Below are 14,662 nucleotides of genomic sequence, written 5' to 3' on the forward strand. Positions count from 1 at the left end.
GTAATTTTTAAACCCAAAAAAGACCTCAATCGTTTCATCGGTTGAGGTCTTTTTTGGGTTTTACGTTGATTAGCGCTACTGATTTTGCGCTACAAATTTAGTGAATTATCATCTTCTCTCTATTCTTCTTATTGGCTTTCCTTATTGTCAATATTGTTAACATTGTGAATGTTGTCACGCTAAATACAGCTGATTGACTGGCTTGGTATAGGCATAGCTAAGTTTTGGTATTATGTTTATTATCAGCTATGCGTACCACCAAACCAGTCAAAGTGTTTATACTTGTACTATAAACCTATCTCAATAGGTAAGCTCATGGCTACATCGCTGAGGCAGCATCAGCAGCTTCGCTATTGTTATAGCTGTTGTCACGTCCAGTCGCGCGAGTCTTTTTATCTTGTTGGCGGGTCTTATATTTACGTACTTGCCGCTCAAGCTTATCTGACATCTCGTTGATGGCTTTATACATGTCGTCATCTTGCGCCTGTACGAACATCTCTTGACCTGAGACTCGCATGATAGCTTCGGCTTTGTGGCTCTTTTTGCCGCCATCACTAGCGCCGCTATTGTCTAAAGACAAAATCACCTGAATGCTCTGAATCTGATCGAAATGACGCTCAATTTTTTCTAATTTTTCGCGGACTGCGGTATTCATGGCATCGGTAACACTGATATGGTGACCACTAATAGATACGTTCATATACTTGTCCTTATATTTATTACCACTTATAGTGAACTGATAGTACGGTAAACTAACCGGTATCAGCTGGAGCCATCGAACTGTCAAAAACTGATGTTAAAAGCTAATCTTAAAGAGCAATGACGATATAACCAATAGTGCATTCTATATAAAGTGTCGCTTTTTCAAATCTCCTTTTGTCAAAACTCATTATCGGTATCTACTGACACCTTAGAATGCCTTTGAATTCGTCTTTTAAACAGCTCCAAATCTTCGATCTTTAAAAGCTAAATGTCCTTCAGTTTTTGCTGTTGATGCCCTTCTAATTTGTCACGAATACCTAAGAGTAGCAAGACGCTATACTGTAATAAAATGTAAAGTTAACTGCTATATATTGCTAAAATCTATATAATCAAAAAATTTTATTTTTATTCCTAGCAACTATCATACCTTTTAAGCGACTATTCATTGACGCTCCTAGCACCACAATTAGTATTTTTGTTTGCGCTGAGTGGAAGAGCCGATCCCCATAGCTTCGCGATACTTAGCTACCGTACGTCTAGCGATGTCGATACCTTCTGCATGCAAGTGCTGCTGCAGGCGACTATCGGAGAGCGGTTTTTTTGGTGCTTCATTGGCGATGAGCTGTTTGATCATAGCGCTAATAGCGGTCGATGAGACATCGCCTTCACGGCTACTCACATGCGATGAAAAAAAGTACTTGAGTGAAAATAGACCTTGCGGGGTCAAGATGGATTTACTGGTGGTTAAACGGGAGACTGTAGACTCATGTAGTTCTACCTCTTCAGCGATATCCTTTAAGATCAAAGGCTGCATAGCAGAAGCGCCATGACGTAAAAACTCTTGCTGACGTCTGACAATACTCGTCGCCACCTTTAACAGGTTTTGGTTACGCTCCTCAATACTGCGAATAAACAGCTTGGCATCGCTGAGGTTTTCACGTAGATATTGATTGTCTGAGCTATCATCACCGCGTTTGACTAGATTGGCGTAGTCTTCATTTATACGCAGTTTCGGTAGTGTCTCTGGATTAAGTCTGACCTGCCAGCGCTCATCACTGACTGCTCTATCTGCTTCGAGCGCCGCTGAACGATGATGACGAATGGGAGTAACTAAGACATCTGGAATATCATAACTCTCAGGAGCCTGCTCATAACTGGACTGGCTACTTTGAAAGGCCAGACCCGGCGCAGGATTGAGCTGACGCAGTAAACTTAGCGCTGGGGTGATCTGTGCGGCTTTTAGGCCAGTCGCCTGAGTTAGCGCTTTAATATTGTTGCTCACTAAATGCTCGCTGGCAGATAGCAGAGCTTGCGCTTCGGCCAAATGCTCTGTATTGCGATCAAGTTTGCTAAGCTGAATGGCCAAGCATTCACTCAGATTACGCGCCCCTACCCCTAAGGGGTCACAAGACTGAATGACTCTAAGCATGACGGTTATTTCATCGTACTCTATTGGCTCTGGCCACTGATAAAAGCTTGCCATAGTGGCAAAACTCTGCAGCAAGTCATCGATATCTAAGCGGATAAAGCCCATCTCATCCATCGCATCGATGAGATAATCGGCGATCATAGTGTCGGTGTCTGATAAGTGTTTAAAATTGAGCTGCCAACGTATATAGTCTTGAATACTGGCGTTGGTTGTGCCTTGATAGCGCTCTAAATCATCAAAATCGATAGGGCTAGAGGCAGCTTGATCTGAGGGCGCTGCCGTAAAACTCGTCGTCTCAACAGTATGCTGGTCAGCGTAGGCGCTATCATAAGTAGGGTCAGCCATCGTCTCATTATCGATATCCATCGCGCTACCGTCGATATGGGCTTGCTGCAATTTATCGAAGCTGTCTACACTGTCTTGACTATCGTCACTGTCATAACCGTCATAGCTATCATCATTATCGTTAGTGCCACTGTTCCACATCTCAAGCGTTAACGGATCTTCAGCCATTTCTAGATCGCTGCTATCTTCGTCATAGCGCTCTTCTTCATCCTCAATACGCTCAAGTAGTGGGTTACTCTCAAGCTTGGCTTGCACCTCTTGTGCTAACTCAAGGCTTGAGAGCTGCAAGAGCTTGATAGCTTGCTGCATCTGCGGGGTAAGCTTTTGTGAGGTATTTAGCGTAGCGCCTAAGCCAAATGACATACTCATGAGCAGTTTATTGCACTCCAGTACTGATGTGGTTTTGATTCATAATCACGGTTGATAGCGACTTATCACTCTAATGGGTCATGACGATAGCATTTTTCATAGTCCTATTGCTATGATAATTTATAACATATATAGCGTTATAGTCCTTTTTATCACTAAAAATAATATCTATTACTATTAAACGAGAAGCTCTATGAATAAAGTATTAAACGTCGCGGCGCTACAAATGAGTAGTCAGCAAGATATCGAAGCCAATCTTAGCACTATTAAGGCTGGTATTGAGGAAGCGAGCACTCAAGGCGCGCAGCTGATCGTTTTGCCTGAGAATTGTTGTAGCATGGGTCGTCAGTTTGCCACTGCCGAGCGTTTCGAGTCGCTATCAGCGACGCTTGCTAGCTACGCGCGCGAGCACAACGTGCATCTGTTAGCTGGCTCGCTACCTTGCCCGTTTCGTCCGGATGGCGCGCTAGTTCCTAATGATCGCCTACGTCAAGTCAGTCAACTGTTTGCGCCCGATGGTAGCCGACTTGCTCGCTATGACAAAATTCATCTATTCACCGCCACAGTCGCCGATAAGCAAGGCAGCTATAACGAAGCGGCAACGTTTGAGCCGGGCACGCAAACTGTCGTCACCCCTATCGAAGTCGCAGGTGAGAGCTATCAGCTAGGAATGATGGTGTGCTTTGATTTGCGCTTCCCCGCGCTTGCTCAACGTTTGCGTCAAGCCGGTGCTGAGCTGCTAAGCGCGCCGTCTGCCTTTACTTATCTGACTGGACAAGCGCATTGGGAGCTACTGCTACGCGCGCGAGCGCTAGATAGTCAGTGCTTAGTTATAGGCGCAGCACAAGGCGGCGAGCATCATTATAAGGACGGGCAGGCGCGCCAGACTTGGGGACATAGTGCCATTACCGCCTTTGATGGTACGATAGTCGACAGCTACGAGAGCAGCGAGATAAAAACTGAGGATAAGCACAAGGATTACGCTTTAGTTTTCGCTAGTTTGGATAAGTCAACGCAGCAGCAAGGGCGCGAGAAGATGCCTATTTTTCAGTGTCATCGCTTGGCTTAATAGTATTTATAAGAAATGGGTGTAAATTTAATTGAAATAAAAACGTCATATTATCACGTGGAACTGGGATGAATTTTATGCAGCATCGAACGATAACAGCACGCCAGTAAAATTTATACTAGTCCCACGATCATAACTTATATATTAAACGCAGTTCATTTTTAATCTGACTATCACTCACTATCGTTTTGAGTAAGAGAGGCGCGCGGATGGGCGCGATCATAGACTTGGGTGAGCTTAGCAAAGTCTACATGGGTATAGATCTGAGTGGTGCTAATATCGCTATGACCGAGCATCTCTTGTACCGCGCGCAAATCACCACTGCCGGAGAGCATATGCGAGGCAAAGCAGTGACGCAGCAGGTGCGGGTAGAGGTTTTGTGCGATACCGGCGCGTTTGGCTGCTACTTTTAAACGCTGCTGTACGGCGCGAGTAGAGAGCCGCGTACCGAGCTTTTCACTAATAAATAAAGCGCTGTCTTGCCCCTCTACCCAAAGGTTACGATGCGGTAAGTAGCGCTTAATCGCTTCAGCTGCCTTATTACCAATTGGCACTAAACGCGTTTTGTTGCCTTTACCGGTCACTCGAACGCGCAAATCAGATAAATCGATATCTATCATATCGAGCGCCACCAGCTCGCCTACCCGTAAGCCACTGCTGTAGAGCAGCTCAAACATTGCTTTATCTCGCAGCCACAATCGCGCTTGCTCTGGCGTATCAGGCAGTTCTTGCTCTAAAAGCTGAGTGAGCAGATCAACGTCAGCAATCGAAGGCAACGGCCGCGGACTGCGCTTGAGCTGATAGCCAGTCGTCGGGTTGATACGCGCTATGTCCTCTTCGATAAGCCAACTATAAAAATGACGGATCGCCGAGAGCTCTTGCTGCACACTGGCTAGCGCAAGCTTATCTTCATCAAGACGCTGAGAGATATGCTGAGCTAATTGGCGCTTATCACAGCGCGTCCAACTCAGACGCTTACCGCGCAGATACAACGCTAACTGCTGAACGCCGGCGAGATAAGCTGTCAAAGTATGCTCAGAGTGATTGCGTACTGACAAGGTATTTAGCCAACGATGCACTGGCGTCAATAGCTCACGTAATACCGCATCGGTCTCTATATCCGTTGCCGGATTGACATAATCTTTGACGCTCATAGCTTTTCTCTTAATTGCTCTCTTAGTTGGTATCTTAAATACTCTCTTAGCTAGCCGTATTTAGCTTGGCGAATTAGGCTTGAGACCCGCTTGCGCCATAATACCATCGGGACTGAATACCCCTTCATATACAAAGGCAGTAGGACCGGTCATCATTACCGAATAGCCTGGCTGCCATTTGACAATCATACTACCGCCGTAGAGCTGCGCGCGGATATCCTCGCCTTCATCGAGCCAGCCTTCACGGATACCGATAGCGACTGCCGCACAAGCGCCAGTGCCGCAAGCTTGCGTCTCGCCCACTCCGCGCTCATACACCCGCAGACGGATATGACGCTGATTCATCACTTGCATAAAGCCGACATTGACCCGATCCGGAAACGCTCGGTGCGACTCAATGGCTTTGCCTAAAGTGGCCACTTCCGCATCTAGCACATCGTCGACCTTGATAACCGCATGCGGATTGCCCATATTAGCAACATAAAGCTGTACTGGTGTACCGGCGACATCGAGATGATAGGCGTTTTGGATTTTGGTGGTGGCTTTTGGGGTAAACGGAATCTCATCCGGCTCAAACTTAGGCTTACCCATATCGACCTCGACCCAACCATAACGATCAGTGGTCAAAGAAATGACACCGCTCGCCGTCTCAACCCGCAAGCGCTGCTTAAATGACAGCTTTCGCGCTTGCACAAACCGCGCGAAACAGCGCGCGCCATTGCCGCATTGCTCAACTTCAGTGCCGTCGGTATTAAAGATGCGATAGCTAAAATCAACATCCGGGCGCATTGGCGGCTCAACGACTAGCAGCTGATCAAAGCCTATACCTAAGTGCCGATCGCCCAATAACTCTACCAACTCTTTGGTCAAATCTAAGCGCTGAGTCACCAAATCGATAACCATAAAATCGTTACCTAGCCCATGCATCTTTGTAAACTCTATCAACATATCCTTGTGTCCTATTCTGTTTTTATATGTCGGTTATATTAGCACGCTACCCTGCACAATGATAACTATCAGCGTGTGATGAATGGTAGAGACCGTCATGAAATACTCGTCATAAAATAGTCACCATAAAAAACCCACTGTCATCATGACAATGGGCTTTTAAAATAAATTTACTAAATCACTAGGAGCTTTTTAGCTCAGACTTTTACCATGGACATAGGGGCCGGCTAGTCATTTCGCTATTGATCTTGCCAACGCATCTCATCGCGGTATAAGTCTTCGATCGTCTCACGCTTACGAATCAACTGCTGCTGACTCTGTGCCACCATAACCTCGCTAGCACGCGGACGCGAATTGTAATTACTACTCATAGTAAAGCCGTAAGCGCCAGCACCAGTGATAGCCAAGATATCGCCTTCGGCAAGCGCCAATACACGATCCTTAGCCAAAAAATCACCTGTCTCACAAATAGCGCCAACAATATCCCAGGCCTTTGTATCGTCAGCTTGTATACCACCGTTAGGTAACTGCTGAGGAATCACTGCCATTTCGGCTTGATACAGCGCTGGGCGGATCAAATCATTCATCGCCGCGTCAACGATAGCAAAGTTTTTGTGCTCGGTAGGTTTAAGCACATCAACGCGAGTGAGTAGCACGCCAGCATTAGCAACCATACTGCGCCCCGGCTCAAAGAATACTTTGAGACCCAGCTCAGTGAGTTTCGGCAATAGCGCGTCGGCAAAATCAGCGATGGACACTGGCGACTCATCAATGTAGCGCACGCCTAGTCCACCGCCCAAATCCACATGCTTGAGCGTAATACCTTGATCCGCTAAAGCATGCACCAGCTCAATCACTTTGTCCAGTGCGGCTACAAAGGGCGCAACTTCGGTGAGCTGCGAGCCGATATGACAATCAATACCAACGATCTCGATATGTGACATCGCCGCGGCCTGCGCATAAACGTCAAGCGCCTGTTCATGAGCGATGCCAAACTTATTATCTTTTAGCCCCGTTGAGATATAAGGATGAGTCTTAGCATCGACGTCAGGATTGACCCGTAGGGATATCGGCGCTGGTGTATCTAGCTGGTCGGCTACTTCATTAATTAACGACAGCTCGCTGATGGACTCGACATTAAAGCAGCCAATACCTTGCTGCAGAGCAAATTCGATATCGCTGTATGTCTTGCCTACGCCTGAATAGACGACGCGACCCGCTTGTCCGCCTGCTGCTAACACGCGCATCAGCTCACCACGTGAGACGATATCGAAGCCAGCTCCAGCCTGCGCCAAGATGCCTAATACGGCCAAATTAGAATTGGCTTTTACCGCGTAGCATATTTGGTGCTCAAGACTGGCGAAGCTGTCGCTATAGACTTGATAAACATCCAAGATCGCCTGCTTAGAGTAGACATAACAAGGCGTATCGTACTGCTTAGCCAAACCGCTCACGCTAACGTCCTCAATATACAGCTCGTTATCGCGGTAGCTCAGCGCTGGCAGATGGGCGCTTAAAGCTTGAGGATCGATATACAACCCGTGCTCAGTTTGTACGGTAATCGCTTGGCTATCTGCCACAGTTGCCTGTCTTTGCGGCTCAGAGTTACTCATAGTCCTCTCTTTCATTCATTCAGGTTTTCAAAGGAAATTATCACATTATTAAACTTGCAGCATCGCTTAGTAATCGCTTAGCAATCAATCAATAATCATTTGCATCATCGCTTGGCTCAGACAGCACTTGCTGCTCCTCAAGATAGCGTGTGCGCTTATACTCGTCATCATCTACCCCAGCAAATGCAGCATCTTGCGGCTGACTGGTACTGTCTAATACCTCAGCGCTAGTGATGAGCCCTTGCTCAGTATCTGCCAAGTATAGCGGGCCTTTTTGGCCGCAGCCGCTCAAACTCAGAGCCACTAGAGTAACCGCCATAGCAGTAAGTTTTGAAAATATAAAATTCGGTTTTAGAGTTTTCATAAGTGGTAAGCCATTAACCATGCATCACTGATTGCGCTAAAACTGCTTGCGCAAAATTCACAATCAGCTATTGATATTTTAACGCTAAATAATCCTGCTCGCTAACCGTACCATACCAGCCAGTATCGAGCATCAAATAGGCTGTAATCATAGCATTAATTGGCAGCGATTGACTGTGTTTAGCGATAATTTTAGTTGCAATATTGACCTATCATTATTCTTTATAAATGCTACATTTAATGGGGCGTGTTGTACGTTCGGTTGTGGCACGCGCGGAGACTATTTTTTAGACACTCAGTGTACAGCTGTAACTAATACTTGACGGATGCTTGTCTTAAACCTTATAGTTATTGTGGTATAACGCTTAACCGCAAGTGTGGTAATTGTTCTAAAATATGCTACCTTGTCTTTAGCTTTAGCATTTTATTTTGCTTTAATCATTCAAATGGTTTAAATGATTGAACCCCTACTTATTATATGATTTATTATTCCTACCCATAATCCAACACCCACAACCCAACAGCCATAATCTAAGGATAGAGCATGAATGACAGCGTCAACCCCTCCGCTTCTAGCGATGAGAACTCGGACAACTCAGTATTAACCAATCCCACTTTAGTCCTCAACTGTGGCTCCTCTTCTATTAAGTACGCTTTGATCAGCGAGGATGAATCGACTCGTATCACGGGACTGGCCGAAAATTTAGGTCTCGATACCGCTCGTATCAAACATACCGCGTTAAATGGTGAAAAGCTTGAAATTGCTATTCCAGGTGGCCGTCATAAACTTGCCTTACAAAAAGTGCTTGAGCTCCTCGAGCAGTATCACTTTATCGCTGTCGGTCATCGCGGCGTCCATGGCGGGCGTGAATACTCAGAAGCGGTCAAAGTGAACGATCATGTGTTATCGGAAGTGAAACGTCTCAAGTCGTTAGCACCTTTGCATAACCCAGCTAATGCTCTAGGCATCGAAGCGGTACAAGCGATCTATCCTGATATTCCGCAAGTCGTGGTCTTTGATACTGCCTTTCACCAGACTATGCCGCCTGTGGCTTATCGTTATCCGATTCCAAAAGCGCTATATGAAGAAGAAAAAATCCGCCGTTACGGCTTTCATGGTACCTCGCACGCTTACGTTTCAGAACGTGCCAGCCAGCTCACCGAAGCTAATGACCCGCAAGGCTGGTTGACTGCGCATCTAGGGAATGGCTGCTCAGCGACTGCCGTTTATGATGGCAAAAGTCTAGATACCAGTATGGGACTGACGCCGCTTGAGGGGCTGATGATGGGCACGCGTAGTGGTGATGTCGATCCAAGCCTACATATCCACCTAAAGCGTCAACTTGGTATGAGCTTGGAAGATGTAGATAAAATGCTCAATAGCGAAAGTGGCCTATTAGGTATCTCGGGTCTGTCTAACGACCTACGCACCGTCGAGCAAGCAGCTAACGAAGGTCATAAAGATGCCGAGCTGGCAATCGAGATGTTCGCTTATCGCGTCGGTAAGTATTTGGCGAGCCTCAGCTGCGCGCTACCTGAGTTTACCGGTATTGTCTTTACCGGCGGGATCGGCGAGAACTCAGCGACCACGCGCGCGCGTATCCTAAACGTGATGCGTCACTTCGGTATCGCGTTCGATGCAGACAAAAACAAATCGCTCGTTGGCGGCGCAGAAGGGCGCTTTGAGAGTGACGATAGCAGTATTGAGCTGTGGGTCATCCCAACTGACGAAGAGTGTCAAATCGCTAAAGAAACCCGTCAAACCTTGGGTCTAGACTAAAGGGTTAATAAAAAAGCGCTGTCGCTGTATAAGCATGGCGCTTTTTTTTGACTGCGCAAACGGGTCTATTATTAGCTCAGTCTTTTATTAACCCAGTTACTTGCTAGACTAGTCGCTTATTAGCAACAATAATAGCCGCCCATCATATATTCTCAGTCTTTAAAAATATAACAAACCATAGGATACACTATGCAAACTATTTTATTGGTTCCTATCAGTCGCGGTATCGGCGTGACTTCAGCCGCTCTTGGCCTCATTCGCGCGCTTGATTATAACGGTATCAAAGCCGGCTTTATGAAGCCGTTTTTGCAAGACGATACGCTCGATAAACAAAACAGCTTGGACAGCTCAAGCGCCCTTATCATGCATGCGTTTGGCCTAACGCCGCCCAAATCTATCAACCGTCAGCGCGTTGAGCGCATGATCGGCGATGGTAATCTTGACGAGCTAATGGAAGAGGTTATTGGCAATTATCACAGTATTGATGGCGAGCCTGATGTGGTTATCTGTGAAGGCTTAGTGCCAACCACCGAAGCCTCTTACGCTTCTCAAATTAACCAAGCCATCGCCCATGCTTTGGACGCGAAGATTATCTTTGTCAGCACTGTCGACACCAGCAATCCTGCTTATCTAGCAGACAAGCTTGACGTGCACGCGCGCGAGTTTGGCGGTATCGCTCATGAACGTACGCTTGGCACTATCTTAATGCGCGTGCATGACGTGCCTAATACCTTTGAGACTCAGCCTGTCGCTCCTGGTGAGGCGGTAGTGAGCTTAGATGAAAACTTCATCCAAGAGGTACAGCGCCTATCACCGCATTTTCATAGCGAGCGCTTCCGTCTCATCGGCGTCGTGCCATTTAGTGACTCGCTCTCCGTGCCGCGCACTTGGGATATCGCCGCTGAGCTTGATGCCACTTGGCTCAACGTCGGCGACGCCAAATCGCGCCGTATCAATGATATTAGCCTGACCGCACGCTCCGTTTCGCGCGTTGATGAGGTCTTTAAGCGCGGTACGCTCATTGTGGTGCCAGGCGACCGTGACGATCTACTGCTAGCAGCAGGCCTAGCTTGTATCAACGGCGTACCATTAGCAGGTCTAGTACTGACAGGCGGTGTAGTCCCTAACGAGACCGTAGCTGAGCTTTGGCAGTCAGCGCTGAAGACTGGCATCCCTGTCATGAGCGTCGAGACCGATAGCTTTGAGACGGTACAAAACCTACTACACATGAGTTCTGAGATACCAAGCGATGATACCGAGCGCGCAACCGATGTCGCTCGTTATGTTGCAGCACACTTAGATCTCAGCTGGATAAAAGAATACTTTAGCGGTGATTATGTCGCCCGTCTCTCGCCTGCTGCGTTTCGCCATCAAGTGGTCAAAAAAGCACAAAACGCCAAAAAGCGCATCGTACTGCCAGAAGGCGCTGAGCCGCGTACCGTCGAAGCTGCCTGTATCTGTCAAAGCCGGGGTATCGCCGATTGTGTGCTGTTAGCGCAGCGTAGCGAAGTCGAACAAGTCGCCAAAAACCGTGATTTAGTATTGCCTGAGGGGCTTGAAATCATCGACCCTGCTAGTCTTGATATGAGCAAGTATATCGATGCAGTAGTTGAGCGCCGTAAAGGTAAAACGACCAGCGAGGTCGCTGCTGAGTATCTACAAGATACGGTCTATCTAGGCACGACCATGCTGCAACTAGACGAAGTCGACGGCCTAGTGTCTGGCGCGATTCATACCACTGCCAACACCGTACGTCCCGCGTTTCAGCTGATCAAAACCGCGCCGCAATATTCCTTAGTATCGTCAGTATTCTTTATGCTGCTGCCTGAGCAAGTCGTCGTCTACGGTGATTGCGCTATTAACCCCGATCCAACTGCTGAGGAGCTGGCTGAGATTGCTATTCAATCGGCGCAGTCTGCTGCCGCCTTCGGTATCGACCCAAAAGTGGCGATGATCAGCTACTCGACCGGCTCGTCTGGTACTGGCGCTGATGTCGAAAAAGTCATTGCAGCGACGAAAATCGTCCGCGAGCGTGCCCCAGATCTAGCCGTTGATGGCCCGCTACAATACGACGCCGCCTCTGTGATGAGTGTCGGTAAACAAAAAGCGCCAGACTCCAAGGTCGCAGGTCAAGCCAACGTATTTATCTTCCCTGATCTCAATACCGGTAACACCACCTATAAAGCGGTGCAACGTAGCGCCAACGTCATCAGTGTCGGTCCTATGCTCCAAGGCCTTAATAAGCCGGTCAATGACTTATCGCGCGGCGCTCTAGTCGATGATATTGTCTACACTATTGCTCTCACGGCTATTCAGGCTTATAGTGATTTGATTTAAAAGTATTTAAATCATTATTAGTTTTAAACAAAAGCGCTTAGCATCATTATGTTGAGCGCTTTTTTGATAGAGCTGATGATACCGGCTGATTAAACAGAAACATCTATCGACAAACGTTATAATGATGCTATGACTAAACCTTTCCCTACTGCCATTCGCGCCTACTTGGGCGGCTCGTTCAATCCAGTACATAACGCTCATATTGAGATGGCGATGCAAGTCTACCACTCTCTTGCTCCGCTTACGGCCGAGCGAAACTGTGAGCTACAAGTGTCGTTATTACCCAACGCGCGCTCGCCTTTTAAATCACAAAGCCTAGCACCCAAGCATCGATTGGCTATGCTAAAACTCGCGGTGCAAGATACGCCCATACGCGTCGATGAGCTTGAGATTTGGCAACCACCGCCTGTCTATACTATCGATAGTGTGCGGACTTTACGTCAGCGCTATCCGCAAGATGTCTTGATATTTATTATAGGTATGGATAGTGCTCGTAGTTTAGATAAATGGAAACAGGGCTTACAGTTGACGGACTACGTTCATCTTTGGGTGTTTGATCGTAGTGCCGACAACGCCAGCTCCAGTGCTAACCCTACAGACCCTAACTTACCGCATAAACCTTTTGATAATAATAAAACCTTAAGTGATAAGCAGCGAGCTTTGCTCATCAATGAGCTACCTAATTCGCTACCGGCGCAAGTGGTTGACTCTATCAGCGAGCTGGTTGCAACTTCTATTGACAGCTTAGCAGCCCAAAACTTAGCAAATAAAGGCTTGAAAACCTTACGCAAAGGACGCATTTATATAGACTCACGACCCGTACAGAAAGTATCTAGTACAAAGATTCGTAACCAACTCCTGACTTATTATACCGCCCCTATTATAAAAGATGGCTTGCTTAATCACTGCGAGTATCTATCCAAACACTTACATCCTGCAGTTTATGACTATATTGTGCAGCATAAGCTATATTCCGCAGACTAATTCCGTTAAAATCACCTTATTATAGTCGTCACCACTTATTTATGGCCGATGACGATTCACTTTTTATAGCGAATGACGATTAAAGAGATACATATTTATGAGCAACACTATGACTAACGAACGTTTAGAAGAATGCTTAACGCTAGTAACCTCCACTTTGGACGGTATGAAAGCCAAAAACATCACCGTACTTGATGTTGAGGATTTAACAGACGTCATGGAGCATATGGTTATCGCTGAGGGCACCTCCAAGCGCCATGTGCGCGCGATGGCTGACAGCTTAGGCGCTGATGCTAAGCAAGCAGGCTTTATGCCATTAGGCCGCGAAGGTGGCACTGATTCTGACTGGACGCTGATCGACTTGGGTGCTGTCGTTGTGCACATGATGACGCCAGCTGCGCGCGAGTTCTATGACTTAGAAGGCCTGTGGTCATCGCCTGAGAGCTTAGCAGAATTAGTTGCCACGCCGCGTGAGAAAAAAGCCGGTCGCCGTAACTAAACGCAAAAAACTGACTAGCGCACTGAATAAACAGACTGGATAAAATATCTGGTCTTTTTTTATGTCATTGATAACTGGCGCTTTATATAAGCGACAAAGTTAATCAAACACAAAACCATTACACTTTGCGATACTATAGCCTTATTCACGTGACGATCTGCTAGGACATTCAATGAACGCCGCCAATACAGACTCTACTTCTCAAAACTATCAAAGCTCTCGACAATCTCAAAGCGCAGCACATGACTTTAATCAACCGCTACCCCTACATATCGCCACTTTAATCGATGTGCGCGCAGGCAAAGCCATGCCCTTCGCCCGTGAGCAAATGAGCGCTATCGATAAAGCACCGATCAAAGCACCCGTTGCGGTCAATTTTATGGGCCTTACAACTGATGAACAAGCCGACCGTAAGCATCATGGCGGCCCACTAAAAGCAGTGCATCAACTGCCGCCTGCGTCTTACGAGCAGATCAATGCTGAGTTCGATCTAAACGTGCGCGTGGGTACACTGGGCGAAAACCTTATTACTCAAGCGGTCAATGACTTACCAGAGATGACGGAAGCTACGGTTTGTATCGGCGATGTCTATCAATATAGTGAAATCGAGGACACTGAAAGCGTGCAATTACGTATCGTACAACCGCGCCGTCCTTGCTATAAAATCAACGACCAAATTGGGCAGTTTAAAACCAAGCAACTCCCAAATATCGCGTCTTGGGTCAGTAAACAAGGTATCGCGGGCTGGTATTTTGAAGTAGTACGCGATGGCACAATTGACGCGGATTTACCGGTCTATTTGGTAGAGCGTCCCTATCCGTTTGCCACGCTAGAGGCGCTATGGCAACTGGCTAATTCAAAAGAAAAACATGATGCTGAAGTGATTGAGCCTTGGCTAGCTATTGAGTGTTTGGAGGAGAGTTGGAAGTCTGTGCTTCGGAAAAAGATTTGAACAACTAAGAAAAAATATATCACTAAGCCATTTTAATGCACATTATATTTCGAAAATCAATATAGTATTTTAAGATCGAATTTTGTAAACTATTATCAATAATCCATATATTGTGCTT

The 14,662-nt window shown here is 46.8% G+C and carries 12 protein-coding genes; 6 read left to right on the forward strand and 6 right to left on the reverse strand.

Going from position 1 to position 14,662, the window contains the following annotated elements; translation table 11 throughout:
• Positions 1 to 319: 319 nt before the first annotated feature.
• Positions 320 to 700, reverse strand: a complete 381-nt coding sequence (gene hpf, locus JMY03_RS02150) for a ribosome hibernation-promoting factor, HPF/YfiA family (protein ID WP_025645009.1) — start codon at positions 698 to 700, stop codon at positions 320 to 322.
• A gap of 468 nt (positions 701 to 1,168) precedes the next feature.
• Positions 1,169 to 2,845, reverse strand: a complete 1,677-nt coding sequence (gene rpoN, locus JMY03_RS02155; RefSeq protein ID WP_201600646.1) for an RNA polymerase factor sigma-54 — start codon at positions 2,843 to 2,845, stop codon at positions 1,169 to 1,171.
• Positions 2,846 to 3,038: 193 nt separating this feature from the next.
• On the opposite strand from rpoN, the gene JMY03_RS02160 reads away from it, so the two are divergent.
• The gene (locus tag JMY03_RS02160) at positions 3,039 to 3,914 is read left to right on the forward strand and encodes a carbon-nitrogen hydrolase family protein (RefSeq protein WP_201600648.1); all 876 of its coding nucleotides are present in this window, start codon (positions 3,039 to 3,041) and stop codon (positions 3,912 to 3,914) included.
• A 173-nt stretch (positions 3,915 to 4,087) separates the two neighbouring features.
• On the opposite strand, the gene JMY03_RS02165 is transcribed toward JMY03_RS02160, so the two are convergent.
• The 4 genes from JMY03_RS02165 to lptM form a co-directional block, all read right to left on the reverse strand.
• Positions 4,088 to 5,068 (reverse strand): tyrosine recombinase XerC, encoded by a 981-nt coding sequence (locus tag JMY03_RS02165; protein ID WP_025645003.1) that lies wholly within the window; start codon positions 5,066 to 5,068, stop codon positions 4,088 to 4,090.
• A 60-nt stretch (positions 5,069 to 5,128) separates the two neighbouring features.
• Positions 5,129 to 6,016, reverse strand: a complete 888-nt coding sequence (dapF, locus tag JMY03_RS02170) for a diaminopimelate epimerase (RefSeq protein ID WP_025645001.1) — start codon at positions 6,014 to 6,016, stop codon at positions 5,129 to 5,131.
• Between the two features lie 239 nt (positions 6,017 to 6,255).
• Positions 6,256 to 7,629 carry a diaminopimelate decarboxylase gene (lysA, locus tag JMY03_RS02175; protein WP_201600650.1) on the reverse strand — a complete coding sequence of 458 codons (1,374 nt, stop codon included), beginning with the start codon at positions 7,627 to 7,629 and terminating at the stop codon, positions 6,256 to 6,258.
• Positions 7,630 to 7,717: 88 nt separating this feature from the next.
• Positions 7,718 to 7,993 (reverse strand): LPS translocon maturation chaperone LptM, encoded by a 276-nt coding sequence (gene lptM, locus JMY03_RS02180; protein WP_227675458.1) that lies wholly within the window; start codon positions 7,991 to 7,993, stop codon positions 7,718 to 7,720.
• A 543-nt stretch (positions 7,994 to 8,536) separates the two neighbouring features.
• Here lptM and JMY03_RS02185 point away from each other — a divergent pair.
• The 5 genes from JMY03_RS02185 (at position 8,537) to JMY03_RS02205 (ending at position 14,544) form a co-directional block, all read left to right on the forward strand.
• A complete protein-coding gene (locus JMY03_RS02185) occupies positions 8,537 to 9,772 on the forward strand; it encodes an acetate/propionate family kinase (RefSeq protein WP_201600652.1) in 1,236 nt (411 codons plus the stop codon).
• 189 nt (positions 9,773 to 9,961) lie between these two features.
• A complete protein-coding gene (gene pta / locus JMY03_RS02190; protein ID WP_025644993.1) occupies positions 9,962 to 12,109 on the forward strand; it encodes a phosphate acetyltransferase in 2,148 nt (715 codons plus the stop codon).
• A gap of 129 nt (positions 12,110 to 12,238) precedes the next feature.
• Positions 12,239 to 13,093 (forward strand): nicotinate-nicotinamide nucleotide adenylyltransferase, encoded by an 855-nt coding sequence (locus JMY03_RS02195; RefSeq protein ID WP_201600654.1) that lies wholly within the window; start codon positions 12,239 to 12,241, stop codon positions 13,091 to 13,093.
• A 97-nt stretch (positions 13,094 to 13,190) separates the two neighbouring features.
• Entirely contained in the window at positions 13,191 to 13,592 is a 402-nt protein-coding gene (rsfS, locus tag JMY03_RS02200) for a ribosome silencing factor (protein ID WP_201600657.1), read from the forward strand.
• 307 nt (positions 13,593 to 13,899) lie between these two features.
• Positions 13,900 to 14,544: an MOSC domain-containing protein gene (locus JMY03_RS02205; protein WP_227675510.1), complete on the forward strand. Its 645-nt coding sequence runs from the start codon at positions 13,900 to 13,902 to the stop codon at positions 14,542 to 14,544.
• Positions 14,545 to 14,662 lie beyond the last annotated feature (118 nt).

It is taken from the genome of Psychrobacter submarinus (assembly GCF_904846685.1).
Lineage (GTDB): Bacteria > Pseudomonadota > Gammaproteobacteria > Pseudomonadales > Moraxellaceae > Psychrobacter > Psychrobacter submarinus.

Excerpts from the sequence above, each read along its gene's own strand:
- hpf (WP_025645009.1), bottom strand. The coding sequence starts at position 700 with ATGAACGTATCTATTAGTGGTCACCATATCAGTGTTACCGATGCCATG.
- rpoN (WP_201600646.1), bottom strand. The coding sequence starts at position 2,845 with ATGAGTATGTCATTTGGCTTAGGCGCTACGCTAAATACCTCACAAAAG.
- JMY03_RS02160 (WP_201600648.1), top strand. The coding sequence starts at position 3,039 with ATGAATAAAGTATTAAACGTCGCGGCGCTACAAATGAGTAGTCAGCAA.
- JMY03_RS02165 (WP_025645003.1), bottom strand. The coding sequence starts at position 5,068 with ATGAGCGTCAAAGATTATGTCAATCCGGCAACGGATATAGAGACCGAT.
- dapF (WP_025645001.1), bottom strand. The coding sequence starts at position 6,016 with ATGTTGATAGAGTTTACAAAGATGCATGGGCTAGGTAACGATTTTATG.
- lysA (WP_201600650.1), bottom strand. The coding sequence starts at position 7,629 with ATGAGTAACTCTGAGCCGCAAAGACAGGCAACTGTGGCAGATAGCCAA.
- lptM (WP_227675458.1), bottom strand. The coding sequence starts at position 7,993 with ATGAAAACTCTAAAACCGAATTTTATATTTTCAAAACTTACTGCTATG.
- JMY03_RS02185 (WP_201600652.1), top strand. The coding sequence starts at position 8,537 with ATGAATGACAGCGTCAACCCCTCCGCTTCTAGCGATGAGAACTCGGAC.
- pta (WP_025644993.1), top strand. The coding sequence starts at position 9,962 with ATGCAAACTATTTTATTGGTTCCTATCAGTCGCGGTATCGGCGTGACT.
- JMY03_RS02195 (WP_201600654.1), top strand. The coding sequence starts at position 12,239 with ATGACTAAACCTTTCCCTACTGCCATTCGCGCCTACTTGGGCGGCTCG.
- rsfS (WP_201600657.1), top strand. The coding sequence starts at position 13,191 with ATGAGCAACACTATGACTAACGAACGTTTAGAAGAATGCTTAACGCTA.
- JMY03_RS02205 (WP_227675510.1), top strand. The coding sequence starts at position 13,900 with ATGCCCTTCGCCCGTGAGCAAATGAGCGCTATCGATAAAGCACCGATC.